This window comes from Rhizobium zaerense (genome assembly GCF_051810725.1).
In the GTDB taxonomy this organism is placed as follows: domain Bacteria; phylum Pseudomonadota; class Alphaproteobacteria; order Rhizobiales; family Rhizobiaceae; genus Rhizobium; species Rhizobium leguminosarum_I.
On sequence record NZ_CM132690.1, the window covers coordinates 708,095 to 722,986 of the forward strand.

Sequence of the window (14,892 nt, forward strand, 5' to 3'; positions counted from 1 at the left end):
CCGCACCACAGTTTTGCGCGACATGCTTTAGCAAAGACGCCGGCAGGATCGGCGCGGCGGGAGATACCTATGAGCGGCAGCGACAACCCCTATAGCGGTTCCTTCGGAAATCAGATGACGGCGAGCACAAGCTTCGGTGCTGCGCCGGAACCCACGGCTGCGGCCGGCAGCTACATCACGGAGACGACGACCGCGAATTTTTCCAAGGACGTCATCGAGGCATCGCGTAGCCAGCCGGTGCTGGTCGATTTCTGGGCGCCCTGGTGCGGTCCGTGCAAGCAACTGACGCCGGCCTTGGAAAAGGTGGTCAACGAAGCCAAGGGCCGTGTCCGGCTGGTCAAGATGAACATCGACGACCATCCGTCGATCGCCGGTCAGCTCGGCATCCAGTCGATCCCCGCCGTCATCGCCTTCGTCAACGGCCGTCCTGCCGACGGTTTCATGGGCGCGGTGCCGGAAAGCCAGATCCAGCAGTTCATCGACCGGATCGCCGGTCCGGCCGGCGCCGACCAGGCGGCCGAAATCGAAGCGGTGCTTGCGGAAGCGGCGGAACTGCTTGCCGCCGGCAATATCGACGAGGCCGCTCAGCTCTATGGCGCCGTCATGCAGGCCGATCCCGAGAATGCCAAGGCGCTTGCCGGGATGGCCGAATGCATGATCGCCGACAACCAGCATCAGCGGGCTCGCGACATACTGACGGAATTGCCGGAAGAGCTGTCAAAAGACACCGGCATTCAGGCCGTGCTGAAGAAACTTGAGCAGATCGAGGAGGCCCGCAAGCTCGGCGACCCCATTGCGCTCGAGCGTGAACTGGCCGCCAATCCCGATGATCACGAGGCGCGGCTGAAGCTCGCCAAGATTCTCAACGTCGAAGGGCGGCGCGACGAAGCGGCCGACCATCTGCTTCAGATTATGCGCAAGGATCGTGCCTTCGACGATGATGGCGCCCGCCGCCAGTTGCTGCAGTTCTTCGAGGTCTGGGGCTTTAAGGATCCAGCGACGGTTGCAGCGCGCCGCAAGCTTTCGGCGATGCTGTTCTCCTAGATCAGGACGATTTTAGGCCTGATCGGCCTAAAATCTGAATCCTGCTAAGTTTCGAACATCTGCCCTTGCGTTTTCGGGCGAGGGCACCACATTCTCGTCAAGACGGGCATGCCCGTTACAAGAATGCGGGACGGTTTCATGCAAGTCGGGAATGCCAGATACCTGAAGCCGGGCGATCTGCCTGATGCGATCGCTGTCTTCCCCCTGACCGGCGCCCTCCTCCTGCCGGCCGGGCAGCTACCCCTCAACATTTTCGAGCCGCGCTATCTGGCGATGCTGGATGCAGCATTGAGCGGAAACCGGCTGATCGGCATGGTGCAGCCGGCGCTTGGCGAACATGAGGACAAGGGCGGCGAGCCCAACCTTGCCGCTGTCGGCTGCCTCGGCCGCATCACCTCCTTCGCGGAGACTGGCGACGGGCGCTGTATCGTATCGCTGACCGGCGTCTGCCGCTTCCGGCTGCTGGAAGAGAAATCGACCAACGATCCCTTCCGTATCTTCCGTATCGCCCCATTCATCGCCGACCTCTCGGCCGAAAACGAGGAGGAGGCGGTTGATCGCGCTGCGCTTCTCACCGCCTTCAGGGACTATCTCGATGCCAACAAGCTGGAGGCGGACTGGGAGAGCGTCGAGCGGGCGAGCAATCTGACGCTCGTCAATTCGCTGGCGATGATGTCGCCCTTCGGGCCGGCGGAAAAACAGGCGCTGCTGGAGGCGCCGGATCTGAAGACGCGGGCCGAGACGCTGATCGCCATTACCGAAATCGTGCTGGCGCGCGTCTTCGGTGACTCCGACACGGTTCTGCAGTAGACTTCAGCCATGGATGAAAAACTCAGCCGCGTCGATCCCAAGCTGCTCGATCTCCTGGTCTGCCCGCTCTCCAAGGGCCGGCTTTCCTATGATCGAGAGCAGAATGAGCTCGTCTCGGAAAAGGCACGGCTTGCCTATCCAATCCGAGACGGCATTCCGATCATGCTGGTATCCGAGGCCCGCCGCCTCGACGACTAAAGCAATTCTCGGAAGCGGTTTTCCCAGGCAAGGCGCGAGGCGCTTTTGCCGGGTATTGCGTAAAAACAAAGGTTAAATTGTCTCTCCGGCAAGCAGGCGCGGATTGTGCTTCGCCGTCGTTCCGGCCGCCTGGCCGATGAAGAAGGTTTTGAGGCGCGGCAGCCGGTCGACGATGCCGAGGCCGACGTCGCGGGCGATGCGGATCGGCGTTGCGTCGTTGGAGAAGAGCCGGTTCAAGACGTCGGTCGTCACTCCCATGCGGAACGTGTCGAAGCGCCGCCAGGTCTGGTAGCGCTCGAGAATGTTGATCGAGCCGATATCGAGGCCGAGGCGATCGGCGTCCACGATGGTTTCGGCCAGTGCCGCCACATCCTTGAAGCCGAGATTGAGGCCCTGACCGGAAATCGGGTGGATGCCATGGGCAGCGTCGCCGGCCAGCGCGAAACGCGGCGCGACGAAGGAGCGGGCGAGCGTCAGGCCGAGCGGGAAGGCGCGCTTGTCGCCGATCACTTTCAGGCTCCCAAGCTTGTGGCCGAAGCGGCGTTCGAGCTCTTCCTCGAAGATCAGGTCGTCGGCAGCGACCAGCCGGTTGGCATCCGGCGTGCGCTCCGTCCAGACGAGCGAGGAGCGGTTGTTCTTCAGCGGCAGGATGGCGAAGGGGCCGGCCGGCAGGAAATGTTCCTCGGCGCAGCCGTCATGCGACCGCTCGTGTTCGACGGTTGCAACGATGCCGGACTGGCCGTAATCCCAGGTAACGGTCCTGATGCCGGCGAGATCGCGCAGCGTCGAGCGCACGCCGTCGCAGGCAACCAATAGCTTGGTTTCCAGCGCGCTGCCGTCCGAAAGCGTGACGGTGACATGGGTGTCATGGGTCTTCAGCTCCGTGGCGCCGAGCCCGTGGCGGATGTCGATGCCGAGCCGGTCGCAGGCACCGCGCAGGGCTGCTACCATCACGACATTCGGGATCATGTGGGCGAAGGGCCGGCCTTCGGCGACTTCGCCGTCGAAGGTCAGAAAAACCGGACGCACCGGATCGGAGGTCTTGGAGTCGGTGACGATCATTTTGGTGATCGGCTGGGCTTCCGGTTCAATCTCGTTCCAGATGCCGAAGACCTCGAGCATCTTTGCCGCCGCCGCGATGACGGCGGAAGCGCGCGTATCGTTTTTCCAGACGTGTTCGGGAGCCGCCTCGACGACGGCGACATTCAGATGCGGCGCGGCCTGTTTGACCGCGACAGCGGCGGAAAGGCCGACATAACCCCCACCCACAACCAGCATGTCCAGCATCGCGCCGCTCCCGTACCTTATGCCTCAGATGTGCTTTATATAGATCATCGCAACTTCACTTCCTACCGCTGGGAGACATAGAAATGACGGGCGAGACATCAGGGCCTTCGGCGATGGAGACGCTGCTTTCGACGCTCGACCTCGAGCCGATCGAGGTCGATATTTTCCGCGGCCGCAGCCCCAAGGTCGGCTGGCAGCGGGTCTTCGGCGGCCAGGTGATCGGCCAGGCGCTGATGGCGGCGCAACGCACCATCGAGGGCGAGCGTTTCGTCCATTCGCTGCATGCCTATTTCATGCGGCCCGGCGATCCCTCGGTGCCGATCATCTATCAGGCGGAGCGCATCCGCGACGGATCGAGCTTCAATACGAGGCGTGTCGTCGCCATCCAGCACGGCAAGGCGATCTTCGCGCTGTCGGCCTCCTTCCAGGTGGAGGAGCCGGGCTTCGAGCACCAGATCGCGATGCCCGAAGTCGAGATGCCGGAGGCGCTGCTCGGCGAGCAGCAGATCAAGGAACAGTATCTCGCCCATGCGCCGGAGGCGATCCGAAAATACTGGCAGCGTGAGCGGCCGATCGAGATCTGTCCCGTCTCGCTGACGCATTATTTTTCCGACAGGAAGCTCGATCCCAAACAGGACGTCTGGGTGCGCGCCACCGGCCCGGTTCCCGACGACCGGCTCTATCAAGCGGCGGTGCTTGCCTATCTTTCGGACATGACGCTGCTCGATACGTCGCTCTATGCGCACGGAACGTCCATCTTCGACCAGAGCCTGCAGGTGGCGAGCCTCGATCACTCGATGTGGTTCCACAGACCCTGCAAACTCGATGACTGGCTGCTTTATACTCAGGATAGTCCCTCGGCTTCAGGTGCCAGAGGATTAACCCGGGGTAGCCTATTTACACGTTCGGGTAGCCTGATCGCATCGGTCACGCAGGAAGGTCTGATTCGGAAAAAGGCAAATGAATAAATAATGTGCAACTTTTTTAATTTGCGCGTTATTTGTGCGCTTATCGGCCGATCATTTGCCTGTTTATTGGCGCTTTTTATTATAACCTTTACTTTTCAATAACTTACATCTTGCCTCGAATCTGGCACGTCCCTTGAATGTGTATTCGCCGGTCGCTGTTCGGGAACGTCAGCGGCAAGGAGAGTCGGCTCCGCGCCGAGGATAACGAAGGATGGGAAACCAGATGAAAATTGTGATGGCCATTATCAAGCCGTTCAAGCTCGATGAGGTCCGCGAAGCCCTCACGGCGATCGGCATTCAGGGGCTGACTGTAACCGAAGTGAAGGGCTACGGGCGCCAGAAGGGGCACACCGAAATCTATCGCGGCACCGAATATGCAGTCAGCTTCCTGCCGAAGCTCAAGATCGAAATCGCGGTTGCATCGGAACTCGTCGACAGGGCGGTCGAGGCCATCGCGGCATCGGCCAAGACCGGTCAGATCGGTGACGGCAAGATCTTCGTCTATTCGATCGACCATGCCGTGCGCATCCGTACGGGCGAAACCGATTCAGAAGCGCTGTAAGAACGGCAGATCAAGGAGCTTTTTCCAATGTCAATTTCGAAGTTTTCTTCCACCTCTGCGCGTCTTTGCGCAGCAACGGCTGCCCTTCTGGCGCCGGCCGTTGCTTTCGCGCAGGAGGCTGCACCAGCTGCCACCGCCGCTGCTGCTCCTGCTTTCACCATGGACAAGGGTGACAATACCTGGATGCTCGTCTCCTCGGCGCTCGTCCTTCTGATGACCATCCCCGGCCTTGCGCTTTTCTACGGCGGTCTCGTCCGCGCCAAGAACATGCTCTCGGTGCTGATGCAGGTCTTCATGATCACGGCCGTCGTGGCGCTGATCTGGGTGACCTACGGCTATTCGCTCGCCTTCACCGACGGCGGCTCGCTGAACAGCTTCGTCGGCGGCTTCTCCAAGGCGTTCCTCGCCGGCGTCAACACGTCGTCGCTCGCTGAAACCTTCTCGAAGGGCGTCGCCATTCCGGAATACACCTTCATCGTGTTCCAGATGACCTTCGCCTGCATCACGCCCGGCCTGATCGTCGGCGCGTTCGCCGAGCGCATCAAGTTCTCGGCCGTCATGCTCTTCGTCGTCCTCTGGGTCACCTTCATCTACTTCCCGATGGCCCACATGGTCTGGTTCTGGGGCGGTCCGAGCTCCTACACCTCGCCGGCCGGCCTGATCTTCTCCTACGGCGCAATCGACTTTGCCGGTGGCACGGTCGTTCACATCAATGCCGGTATTGCGGGCCTCGTCGGCGCCATCATGCTCGGCAAGCGCACGGGCTATAAGAAGGAAATCATGGCTCCGCATTCGATGACGCTGACCATGGTCGGCGCCTCGCTGCTCTGGGTCGGCTGGTTCGGCTTCAATGCCGGCTCCAACCTCGAAGCCAATGCCTACGCCTCGCTTGCCTTTATCAACACCTTCGTCGCAACGGCTGCCGCCGCTGTGTCCTGGTGCATCGTTGAAACCCTCACCCGCGGCAAGGCTTCGATGCTGGGTGGCGCTTCCGGCGCGGTTGCCGGTCTCGTCGCCATTACCCCGGCGGCAGGCTTTGCCGGCCCGATGGGCGCAATCGTTCTCGGCCTCATCGTCTCGCCGGTGTGCTACTTCTTCGTCGACGTCGTGAAGAACAAGTTCAACTACGACGACAGCCTTGATGTCTTCGGCGTCCATTGCGTCGGCGGCATCATCGGCGCTCTTGGCACCGGTATCCTCGTCAACCCGGCGCTCGGCGGTGCAGGCATCGTCGACTATTCGACTGCCGACTTCGCAGCCTCCTATGCCGGCACGGCAACCCAGGTCTGGGCTCAGGCCAAGGGCGTGCTGACGACGCTGCTGTGGTCGGGTATCGGCTCGGCGATCCTCTACAAGATCGTCGACGTTGTCATCGGCCTGCGTGTCACCGTCGAAGCCGAGCGCGAAGGTCTCGACCTTTCGACCCACGGCGAAGCCGCCTACCACTCTTCCTGATCACAGGGTTTGCGGCGCCCGGCAAAAGGGCGCCGCTTCACGGCCCGTCGCGGCCTATCTCGAGCTTTTCCGGGTTAGACCCGGAAAAGCTGCCATAGACCGCATTTCGCCCGGACCTTTCAAGGTTCGGGCCTTTTTCATTTCCCTGTCCGGAATTGTCGTCCGGCTATGCATGGTTAACATCGCTTTAACCCGGCTCTGATTAGGTAGAGCGGACGCATTTTGGCACGGCGAAGCTTCAGCGATTCGCGTGTCCTCAGGCATTGGACGGGTTAGACACATGGCAAGAAGCACGTCGCCGGCAATGGATGGCCGTCCGGATCGGTTCTCCTTCTCGGCATTCATGCTGCGGCAGATCCAGGCGCTCATCGGCTTTGCGATCTTTCTGCTGCTGGCGTTCTGCGTCGCGGCGCTGGCGACTTGGAATGTTGCGGATCCGAGCTATTCCTATGCCACTGCCAACCTGCCGACGAATATTCTCGGTTACAGCGGTGCCGCCTTTGCCGATATCGTCATGCAATTCCTCGGCCTTGCCAGCGTCGTTTCAATGCTGCCGATCGTCGCCTGGGCGCTGACGCTGATTTCTGGCCGCCGCTTCAGCCGCATTCCGGCCCGCGCCGGCGCCTGGTTGGCCGGTTCAGTGCTCTCTTCCGCCGTCATCGGCTGTTTTCCGCCGCCGCTCACCTGGCCGATTCCGAACGGCATCGGCGGCGTCGTCGGCGACATGATCCTGCGTTTTCCCGCACTCTTCGTCGGCGCCTATCCCACCGGCACCTTCGCCATGGTGGTCGGCTGCATCTTTGCCGCGCCGACCGCCTGGATGATGCTCTTTGCATCGGGCCTCGTCGGCCGCAGCGACGCCGACGAGGAGGTCGAGGAAGATTACGTCGATACGAGAAGCAAGGCCCGCGTCGTCGGAGACGAGGACGAGGAGGAGGACGAGTCGCGCTGGGTCGCTTTCAGCGGCGCCGTGACGCATGCCTGGTACATGAGCCAGGGCCGGCTGCGCCGGCTCTTCGGCATGGGTCCGCGCAAGCGGCGCCAGGGCGATTACGAATCACCGTATGATTTCAACGATGACGAGTTCGGCACGCTGAACGAACCCGTTCGCGCCAAGGCGCCGACCGTCCGCGGCGAGCGCATGGAGCCGTCGATGGAACCATCAATGGGGCCAAGGACGGCTTCGCCGCGGCGCATCGTCTCCGCGCCGTCGCTGTCCATCGATGACGACGACAATGACGACGACCTGCCCTTCGATAACGACATGCCGCCGCGCCCGGCCGATATCCTGCCCGACGACGATGACGACGACTGGATGATCCGCGCGCCGGCAAAGGCGGCCGGCAAGCCGGAACCGCGCGTCGTCCCGGTGGTCGCACGCCCGAAGCCCAGCGCCCGCATCGAGCGGGAGGCGCAGGGCTCGTTCATCCGCCCCGAGGGTTTCCAGCTTCCGTCGATGCATCTGCTCGCAGAACCGAAGAACGTCGTGCGCGACTCCACGCTGTCGGCCGATGCGCTGGAACAGAACGCCCGCATGCTCGAAGGCGTGCTCGAAGATTTCGGCGTCAAGGGCGAGATCATCCATGTCCGTCCCGGTCCCGTCGTCACGCTCTACGAACTGGAGCCGGCGCCCGGCATCAAGTCGTCGCGCGTCATCGGCCTTGCCGACGATATCGCCCGCTCGATGAGCGCGATTGCCGCCCGCGTCGCCGTCGTGCCCGGCCGCAACGCGATCGGCATCGAATTGCCGAACCAGACGCGCGAGACCGTCTATCTGCGCGAACTTATCGCCTCCCGGGATTTCGAGGGCAGCAAGGCGAAGCTCGCCATGGCGCTCGGCAAGACGATCGGCGGTGAAGCCGTGATCGCCGATCTTGCCAAGATGCCGCATCTGCTCGTCGCCGGCACCACCGGTTCCGGCAAGTCGGTCGCGATCAACACGATGATCCTGTCGCTGCTCTATCGCATGACGCCGGAACAGTGCCGGCTGATCATGATCGACCCGAAGATGCTCGAACTCTCCGTCTATGACGGCATCCCGCACCTGCTTTCGCCTGTCGTCACCGATCCGAAAAAGGCCGTCGTCGCGCTCAAATGGACGGTGCGCGAGATGGAAGAGCGCTACAAGAAAATGTCGAAGATCGGCGTGCGCAATATCGACGGCTTCAACACCCGCGTCGAGCAGGCGCTCTCGAAGGGCGAGGCGATCTCGCGCACGGTGCAGACCGGCTTCGACCGCCACACCGGCGAGGCGATGTACGAGACCGAGGAATTCGATCTGCGGCCGATGCCCTATATCGTCGTGATCATCGACGAGATGGCCGACCTGATGATGGTCGCCGGCAAGGATATCGAAGGCGCCGTCCAGCGTCTGGCGCAGATGGCGCGTGCGGCCGGCATCCACGTGATCATGGCGACACAGCGTCCGTCGGTCGACGTCATCACCGGCACGATCAAGGCGAATTTCCCGACCCGCATTTCCTTCCAGGTGACCTCGAAGATCGACAGCCGCACCATTCTCGGCGAACAGGGCGCCGAACAGCTGCTCGGCATGGGCGACATGCTCTACATGGCGGGCGGCGGGCGTATCCAGCGCGTGCACGGCCCGTTCGTGTCTGATGTCGAAGTGGAAGAGATCGTCTCCTACCTGAAGACCCAGGGCTCGCCGCAATATCTCGACGCGATCACTGCCGATGACGACGAAGACGGCGATTACGGCGGCGGTGGCGGCGGTCCGGCCGGCACGTCCAATCTTTCCGAATCGGAAGATCCCTACGACCAGGCGGTCGCCATCGTACTGCGCGACGGCAAGGCGTCGACCTCCTACGTCCAGCGCCGGCTCGGCATCGGCTACAACCGCGCCGCCTCGCTCGTCGAGCGCATGGAGAAGGAGGGCATCATCGGACCGGCCAACCATGCCGGCAAACGTGAGATCCTCGTTCCCACCGAAGGCGACATCCTCGACCGCTGACAGAACAGGCATATATTTCCAATACAGCCGCTTTTGCGGAAACCTGATAGCATCGAAGCCGTTACCTCTCGCAGGCCGATCGCAACGCCTTGAAGACGCCGCCTTTCGGCAGCATGCAGATCGCATAAAGGAGATTTAGATGAGTCACTCCGATACCTTTCTCTCCGGCCTGACGGTAACGCGCCGCGACCTTCTCGGCGCTTTCGCTATCGCCGCGATAGCGAGCGCCATTCCCCTCGGCGCTTATGCGCAGGCGGCAGCTCCTGCCTCCGGCACGGCGCAGGCGATCGCCGATCATTTCTCCGGCGTCACGACGATGCAGGGCGAATTCGTGCAGTTCGGTCCGCGCGGCGAACAGACCGGCGGCAAGTTCTTCATCCAGCGCCCCGGCAAGCTGCGCTTCAACTATGACGATCCGTCGCCGATGCGGGTGATCGCCGACGGCAGAAACGTCGCCATCGGCAATACGAAGCTCAAGACCTGGGATCTCTACCCGCTCTCCAAGACCCCGCTCAGCCTGCTCTTGGCGCAGCATATCGACCTGTCGGCCGGTATGGTGAAGGGCGTGAAGGAAGAGTCCGACCTGACGACGATCGCGCTCGGCAACAATACGGTGTTCGGAAACTCGACCATCACCATGATGTTCGATGCGAAGACCTACGACCTGCGTCAGTGGACGATCACCGACAATCAGGGCAAGGACACTTCGGTGATGATTTTCAACGTCAAAACCGGCATGCAGTTCGACGATCGCGTCTTCCGCGTGCCCTATGAGAGCATTCCCGGCACGCCTCAGTCGCGCGACTGAGAGCTTTTCGGTTGATCGCCGGCCGCTTTGACATGCGGCAGGTTCCCTCGCGTCCGCCTTTGTTCTAAAGCCCTTTCATGAAAGCGCATCGCGTGAAAACCGTTGCACGGTTTGCGCGATACGCGTTGGGCGTGAAAGGGCATGGGCATGGGCTTTTCGATCACCACCTGGAACATCAACTCGGTGCGGCTGCGCATGCCGATCGTCGAGCAGCTCGTTCTCAAGCACAGGCCCGATATCCTCTGCCTGCAGGAAACCAAGGTGACGAACGACCTGTTTCCCGCGGCACCGCTCAGGGCAATGGGCTACAATCACATCATCATCCATGGCCAGAAGGGCTATCACGGCGTGGCGATCGCCTCGCGCATTCCGTTGACCGAGGATCACCGGCAGGATTATTGCGGCGTCGGCGATGCGCGCCACATCTCGGCAATCTTCGAATACGGCAATCGTCGCGTCCGGCTGCATAATTTCTACGTCCCGGCCGGCGGCGACGAGCCGGATCGCACGATCAATCCGAAATTCGGCCACAAGCTCGATTTCATCGAGGAGATGAAGCTGCTGAAAGCCGATGGCGAGGCCAATACGTCGTCAATTCTCGTCGGTGACCTCAACATCGCGCCGCTGGAGCATGACGTCTGGTCGCACAAGCAGCTTCTGAAGATCGTCAGCCATACGCCCGTCGAAACCGAGGGGCTGCTCGAGGTGATGAAGCGTGGCGCCTGGCTCGATCTCATGCGCCAGCATGTGCCTGAAAACGAGAAACTCTACACCTGGTGGAGCTATCGCGCCAAGGACTGGGAGACCGCCGATCGCGGCCGCCGTCTCGACCATATCTGGTCGTCGTCGGATCTCGGGCCGCATCTGAAGCGGATCGAGATCCTGAAAGAGGCGCGCGGCTGGGATCGTCCCTCCGACCACGTGCCGGTGACGGCGCATTTCGATTTCTAGAACGATGCGGTTCAGCTTTTCGTAAAGCGCAGAACTGCTCTAACGGGATCAGGTGAAGCGGTAGAACTGGCTTGCGGCCTTTGCCGCAAGCTCGGCAAGATTATCGCGGATCCGGTTCTCGATCAGCCGGGCTGCGTCCGGATATTCTTCGATCAGCCGGTGGAACAGGGCGCGGGTAATGCGGATGATACTGGTGTCCTCGCGCGCTACCGCGGTGAACTTGCGCTCCACCAGCGTCACCAGTGCCAGCTCGGAAACCAAGGTTCCGGGACCGGCGATCCCCTCTGTCTTCTGCATGCCGTCGCTGCTCGTCGCGCGCAGCTCCAGGCTGCCGGTGAGAATGACATAGGCGCTCTCGGCCGGTGAGCCTTGGCGAAACAGCATCTGGCCGGCAGCGATCATGCGCCGGTCGGCGCCGAAGGCGATCAACCGCAGTTGATCCTCGTTCATGTCCTTGAACAGAGGAAGCTGCGCGAGCATGTGGATGTCGTCGGTCAGCGCCATGCGGGCTTTTCGCCTTAGAGCAATTCCAGCAGAGGTGTCTAGCGGTTTTGCCAGGCAAAGCGTGAAACGCTTTTGCCGGGAATTGCGTGAAAACAAAGAGATAGAGCATTTCCGCGATTCGGAGAAAACGGAAATGCTCTAGGGTATGATTTTATAGCCGCCGTTTTCCGTGACGAGGATTTCGGCATTGGAGGGATCGCGCTCGATCTTCTGGCGCAGGCGGTAGACGTGGGTTTCCAGCGTATGCGTCGTCACGCCGGAATTATAGCCCCAGACCTCTTCGAGCAGCACGTCGCGGGTGACGACTTTCTGTTCGGCGCGGTAGAGATAGCGGATGATCGCCGCTTCCTTTTCCGTCAGCCGGATCTTCTGACCGTTATCGGTGGTCAGCAGCTTCTGGCTCGGCTTGAAGAGGTAGGGGCCGACGGTGAAGGTCGCATCCTCGCTCTGCTCATGCTGGCGTAACTGCACGCGGATGCGGGCGAGCAGCACGGCGAAGCGGAAGGGCTTGGTGACATAGTCGTTGGCGCCGGCTTCGAGGCCGAGGATCGTGTCGGAATCGGTATCATGGCCGGTCAGCATGATGATCGGCGCCTTGAAACCGCCCTTGCGCAGCAGCTTCACTGCCTCGCGGCCGTCCATATCGGGCAGGCCGACATCCATGATCAGCAGGTCGATCGGCGTCGAACGGGCGGTCGCGACACCTTTACCGGCGTTGGATTCCTGCAGAACCGTGAATTCCTCATACAGCGACAATTGCTCCGTCAGCGTCTGCCGAAGGTCATCGTCGTCATCCACCAGAAGAATGGTGCGTGCGGTCATGCCGTTTGCGTCCTCATGTTAAGTTCCCTAGTCCTACGCCAAATTGCTGGTTTGGCAAGGATCGGGCAGCGGGCTGTTGCCGGGTCGGTTTTGATATGATTTCAATCGAAGCCCCAGACAAGGCACGACATGCGAGAAAAATGGAAAAAGCAAGGCAGAGGCGGGGCATGACGCCGTCGACGGTGGTGGTGCGTCCTGCGCCGGGGCGTAAGAGCCGGGCAATCGTCCGGCTCGGCGCCATCACCATACCTGCTGCGATCGGCCGTTCCGGCCGCACCGTGATGAAACGCGAGGGCGACGGCGCCACGCCGATCGCCTCGATGAGGCTGATATCCGGCTTCCGGCGCGGCGAGCGGAACGGCCGGCTCGTCACGCCGCTTTCCATCCGCCGCATCCGCCCCGACATGCTCTGGTGCGATCAGTCCGACAACGCCAGCTACAACCGCCTTGTCAGGGCGCCGTTCGGCGCAAGCCACGAGGAGATGCGGCGCAGCGACGGGCTCTACGATATCTGCCTGGTGATGGACTGGAACATCTCCTCGCGTGCACGCAATCGCGGCTCGGCGATCTTCTTCCATCTCATCAGGCCGGGTTACGAGCCGACGGCGGGCTGCGTGGCCATAAGCCTGCGCGACATGCGCCGCCTGCTGCCTCACCTTCGAAAGGAAACGATTGTCCGCGTCGTCTGATTGTCTTCCGGATGCGGCCGCCTATATGTTTTCGGTGACCGAACGCTCCGGCTGAAATGCGTTCAGGGACGTCCGCACCCTGCACAATTCCTCAAATCGGAATCGATTTGAGGAATTGTGCAGCAATTGAAAGTTTTACAGCGTCCTTCGCGCGTCTTAAAAGACGCGCGGCGCTGTAAGGTGAGCGCCGCAATTCATGCCTCGTCCAATTCTTCAAACTCCCGGAGATATATTGTGCCCGCTCAACCCATCATCACTTTCCATGACGGACATTCCATTCCGCAGGTCGGCCTCGGCGTCTGGCAGACGCCGCAGGAAATCGCCGCTCCCACCGTGCGCACGGCGATCGCCGCCGGCTATCGTCATATCGATACCGCTTCCGGTTACGACAACGAAGAGGGCGTCGGCGAAGGCATCCGCTCTTCCGGCCTCGACCGCAGGGATATCTTCGTCACCACCAAGCTCAGGAACGACGACCAGGGCTATGACAATGCGCTGCGGGCCTTCGACGGCAGCCTGAAGAAACTCGGCTCCGAATATGTCGACCTCTATCTCATTCATTGGCCGTCGCCGCATCGCGGCCTTTATATGGAGACCTGGAAGGCTTTCGTCCGTATCCGGGAAGAGGGCCGCGCCCGCTCGATCGGCGTGTCGAATTTCAATCCTGAACATCTCGAGCGCATCATCGGCGAGACCGGCGTCGTTCCCGTTATCAACCAGATCGAACTGCATCCCGATTTCCAGCAGAAGGCGGCGCACGAGGTTCACAAGAAGCTTGGTATCGCCACCGAATCCTGGAGCCCGCTCGGCCAGGGCAAGTTCATCTCGAACGCTGTGATTGGTGAGATTGCCAAAAAGCATCAGAAGACGCCGGCTCAGGTCATCATTCGCTGGCACATCGACACCGGCCTCGTCGTCATCCCGAAATCAGTGACGCCGTCGCGTATCGAGGAGAATTTCCAGGTGTTCGACTTCAAGCTCGATGCCGATGATATGGCTGCGATAGTCAAACTCGACAACGCCAGCGCCCGCATGGGACCGGATCCGATGACGGCAGCCTTCTGATTAAGCAAACCGATGAGCGGCCGCGCGGGTGAGATCGCCCGTGGCGGCCGTTGCATCAAGGAGGCATGCATCCTTCAGTCAATAATTGCAATTGGACGATCCGTTGGTCGGGGCGAAGCCGTAACTGCAGCTATTGCCCAGGTTCCGCGGTCTTCCAATTGAGCCGGTATAATCGTCGAAGGCGTGTGAGGGATACCAATAACCGTTCGCGCTTTTGATATAGCCGGGCCGACCGCTGCTGTAGCCGCGGTATCCGTTGAGCGACGGTATCTTCTTCTGCGCGACCTGTTGCAGTTGGCCGGAGGCGACCGTGACTGGCGGTATGGTTGGATGCATCGGCGCGGCGCCGACGGCGTCGATCGATGCCAGCGGTGCGAATATGATCAGGCCGGCTCGCAGTAAACTCGCTACTAATTTCTGCCTCATGGCGCTTCCCCGATGGCGCGGTGTTCGCGAAGCCTGAACGGTATCTGTCGCGTGTCGCGCCTGATCATCGATGAGGCCACAGGACTTTATCGATGTCGATTGCCCGAAAGGATGAAATTGGGAAGGCGGGCCATGCACAAACGGGCTCGCCCGCCACGAGTGAGTTAAATCGGAAGCAATTTACGGAGTTAGAGCATGTCGCGCAAAACTGTGCCGCGGTTTTGCGACAACGACATGCGTAAGAACAAAGGCCTAAAGCGCGAGGAGCGAACCTGAAAGATCGCGACGCGCGCTTTGGTGCAGAAATTCAGGGGGCTGCAGAGCTCTTTGCG

General features: G+C 61.3%; 15 protein-coding genes. 11 read left to right on the plus strand and 4 right to left on the minus strand.

What is annotated here, in order from left to right:
- Positions 1–69 precede the first annotated feature (69 nt).
- The 3 genes from trxA (at position 70) to ACS4RR_RS03420 (ending at position 2,052) form a co-directional block, all read left to right on the plus strand.
- A complete protein-coding gene (gene trxA, locus ACS4RR_RS03410) occupies positions 70–1,044 on the plus strand; it encodes a thioredoxin (RefSeq protein ID WP_260109662.1) in 975 nt (324 codons plus the stop codon).
- A 123-nt stretch (positions 1,045–1,167) separates the two neighbouring features.
- Positions 1,168–1,854, plus strand: a complete 687-nt coding sequence (locus ACS4RR_RS03415) for an LON peptidase substrate-binding domain-containing protein (RefSeq protein WP_017966161.1) — start codon at positions 1,168–1,170, stop codon at positions 1,852–1,854.
- A 9-nt stretch (positions 1,855–1,863) separates the two neighbouring features.
- On the plus strand, positions 1,864–2,052 hold the full coding sequence (locus ACS4RR_RS03420) for a Trm112 family protein (protein WP_017966162.1): 189 nt from the start codon (positions 1,864–1,866) through the stop codon (positions 2,050–2,052).
- Positions 2,053–2,124: 72 nt separating this feature from the next.
- Here ACS4RR_RS03420 and ACS4RR_RS03425 read toward each other — a convergent pair whose 3' ends face one another.
- On the minus strand, positions 2,125–3,339 hold the full coding sequence (locus ACS4RR_RS03425; protein ID WP_170263012.1) for a ubiquinone biosynthesis hydroxylase: 1,215 nt from the start codon (positions 3,337–3,339) through the stop codon (positions 2,125–2,127).
- 83 nt (positions 3,340–3,422) lie between these two features.
- Between ACS4RR_RS03425 and tesB the strand changes: the two genes are divergently transcribed.
- The 6 genes from tesB (at position 3,423) to ACS4RR_RS03455 (ending at position 11,054) form a co-directional block, all read left to right on the plus strand.
- Positions 3,423–4,307, plus strand: a complete 885-nt coding sequence (gene tesB, locus ACS4RR_RS03430) for an acyl-CoA thioesterase II (protein WP_456189703.1) — start codon at positions 3,423–3,425, stop codon at positions 4,305–4,307.
- A 211-nt stretch (positions 4,308–4,518) separates the two neighbouring features.
- Positions 4,519–4,869, plus strand: a complete 351-nt coding sequence (locus ACS4RR_RS03435) for a P-II family nitrogen regulator (protein WP_003543684.1) — start codon at positions 4,519–4,521, stop codon at positions 4,867–4,869.
- 27 nt (positions 4,870–4,896) lie between these two features.
- Positions 4,897–6,324, plus strand: coding sequence for an ammonium transporter (locus tag ACS4RR_RS03440; RefSeq protein ID WP_017966165.1), 1,428 nt, complete (start codon positions 4,897–4,899; stop codon positions 6,322–6,324).
- A 280-nt stretch (positions 6,325–6,604) separates the two neighbouring features.
- Positions 6,605–9,295 carry an FtsK/SpoIIIE family DNA translocase gene (locus tag ACS4RR_RS03445; protein WP_170263014.1) on the plus strand — a complete coding sequence of 897 codons (2,691 nt, stop codon included), beginning with the start codon at positions 6,605–6,607 and terminating at the stop codon, positions 9,293–9,295.
- A 139-nt stretch (positions 9,296–9,434) separates the two neighbouring features.
- The gene (locus ACS4RR_RS03450) at positions 9,435–10,103 is read left to right on the plus strand and encodes an outer membrane lipoprotein carrier protein LolA (protein WP_260109661.1); all 669 of its coding nucleotides are present in this window, start codon (positions 9,435–9,437) and stop codon (positions 10,101–10,103) included.
- 147 nt (positions 10,104–10,250) lie between these two features.
- Positions 10,251–11,054, plus strand: coding sequence for an exodeoxyribonuclease III (locus ACS4RR_RS03455; protein ID WP_260111083.1), 804 nt, complete (start codon positions 10,251–10,253; stop codon positions 11,052–11,054).
- Between the two features lie 48 nt (positions 11,055–11,102).
- Here the strand turns inward: ACS4RR_RS03455 and ACS4RR_RS03460 are convergent, their stop codons facing one another.
- Both ACS4RR_RS03460 and ACS4RR_RS03465 read right to left on the minus strand, forming a co-directional pair.
- The gene (locus tag ACS4RR_RS03460) at positions 11,103–11,558 is read right to left on the minus strand and encodes a cyclic nucleotide-binding domain-containing protein (protein ID WP_260109660.1); all 456 of its coding nucleotides are present in this window, start codon (positions 11,556–11,558) and stop codon (positions 11,103–11,105) included.
- Positions 11,559–11,696: 138 nt separating this feature from the next.
- Positions 11,697–12,380: a response regulator transcription factor gene (locus tag ACS4RR_RS03465; protein ID WP_017966170.1), complete on the minus strand. Its 684-nt coding sequence runs from the start codon at positions 12,378–12,380 to the stop codon at positions 11,697–11,699.
- Positions 12,381–12,547: 167 nt separating this feature from the next.
- On the opposite strand from ACS4RR_RS03465, the gene ACS4RR_RS03470 reads away from it, so the two are divergent.
- Together ACS4RR_RS03470 and ACS4RR_RS03475 are read left to right on the plus strand one after the other, a co-directional pair.
- Positions 12,548–13,069 (plus strand): L,D-transpeptidase family protein, encoded by a 522-nt coding sequence (locus ACS4RR_RS03470; protein ID WP_260109659.1) that lies wholly within the window; start codon positions 12,548–12,550, stop codon positions 13,067–13,069.
- Between the two features lie 234 nt (positions 13,070–13,303).
- On the plus strand, positions 13,304–14,134 hold the full coding sequence (locus ACS4RR_RS03475) for an aldo/keto reductase (protein ID WP_260109658.1): 831 nt from the start codon (positions 13,304–13,306) through the stop codon (positions 14,132–14,134).
- A 78-nt stretch (positions 14,135–14,212) separates the two neighbouring features.
- On the opposite strand, the gene ACS4RR_RS03480 is transcribed toward ACS4RR_RS03475, so the two are convergent.
- Positions 14,213–14,560, minus strand: a complete 348-nt coding sequence (locus ACS4RR_RS03480; protein ID WP_260109657.1) for a cell surface protein — start codon at positions 14,558–14,560, stop codon at positions 14,213–14,215.
- Positions 14,561–14,892 lie beyond the last annotated feature (332 nt).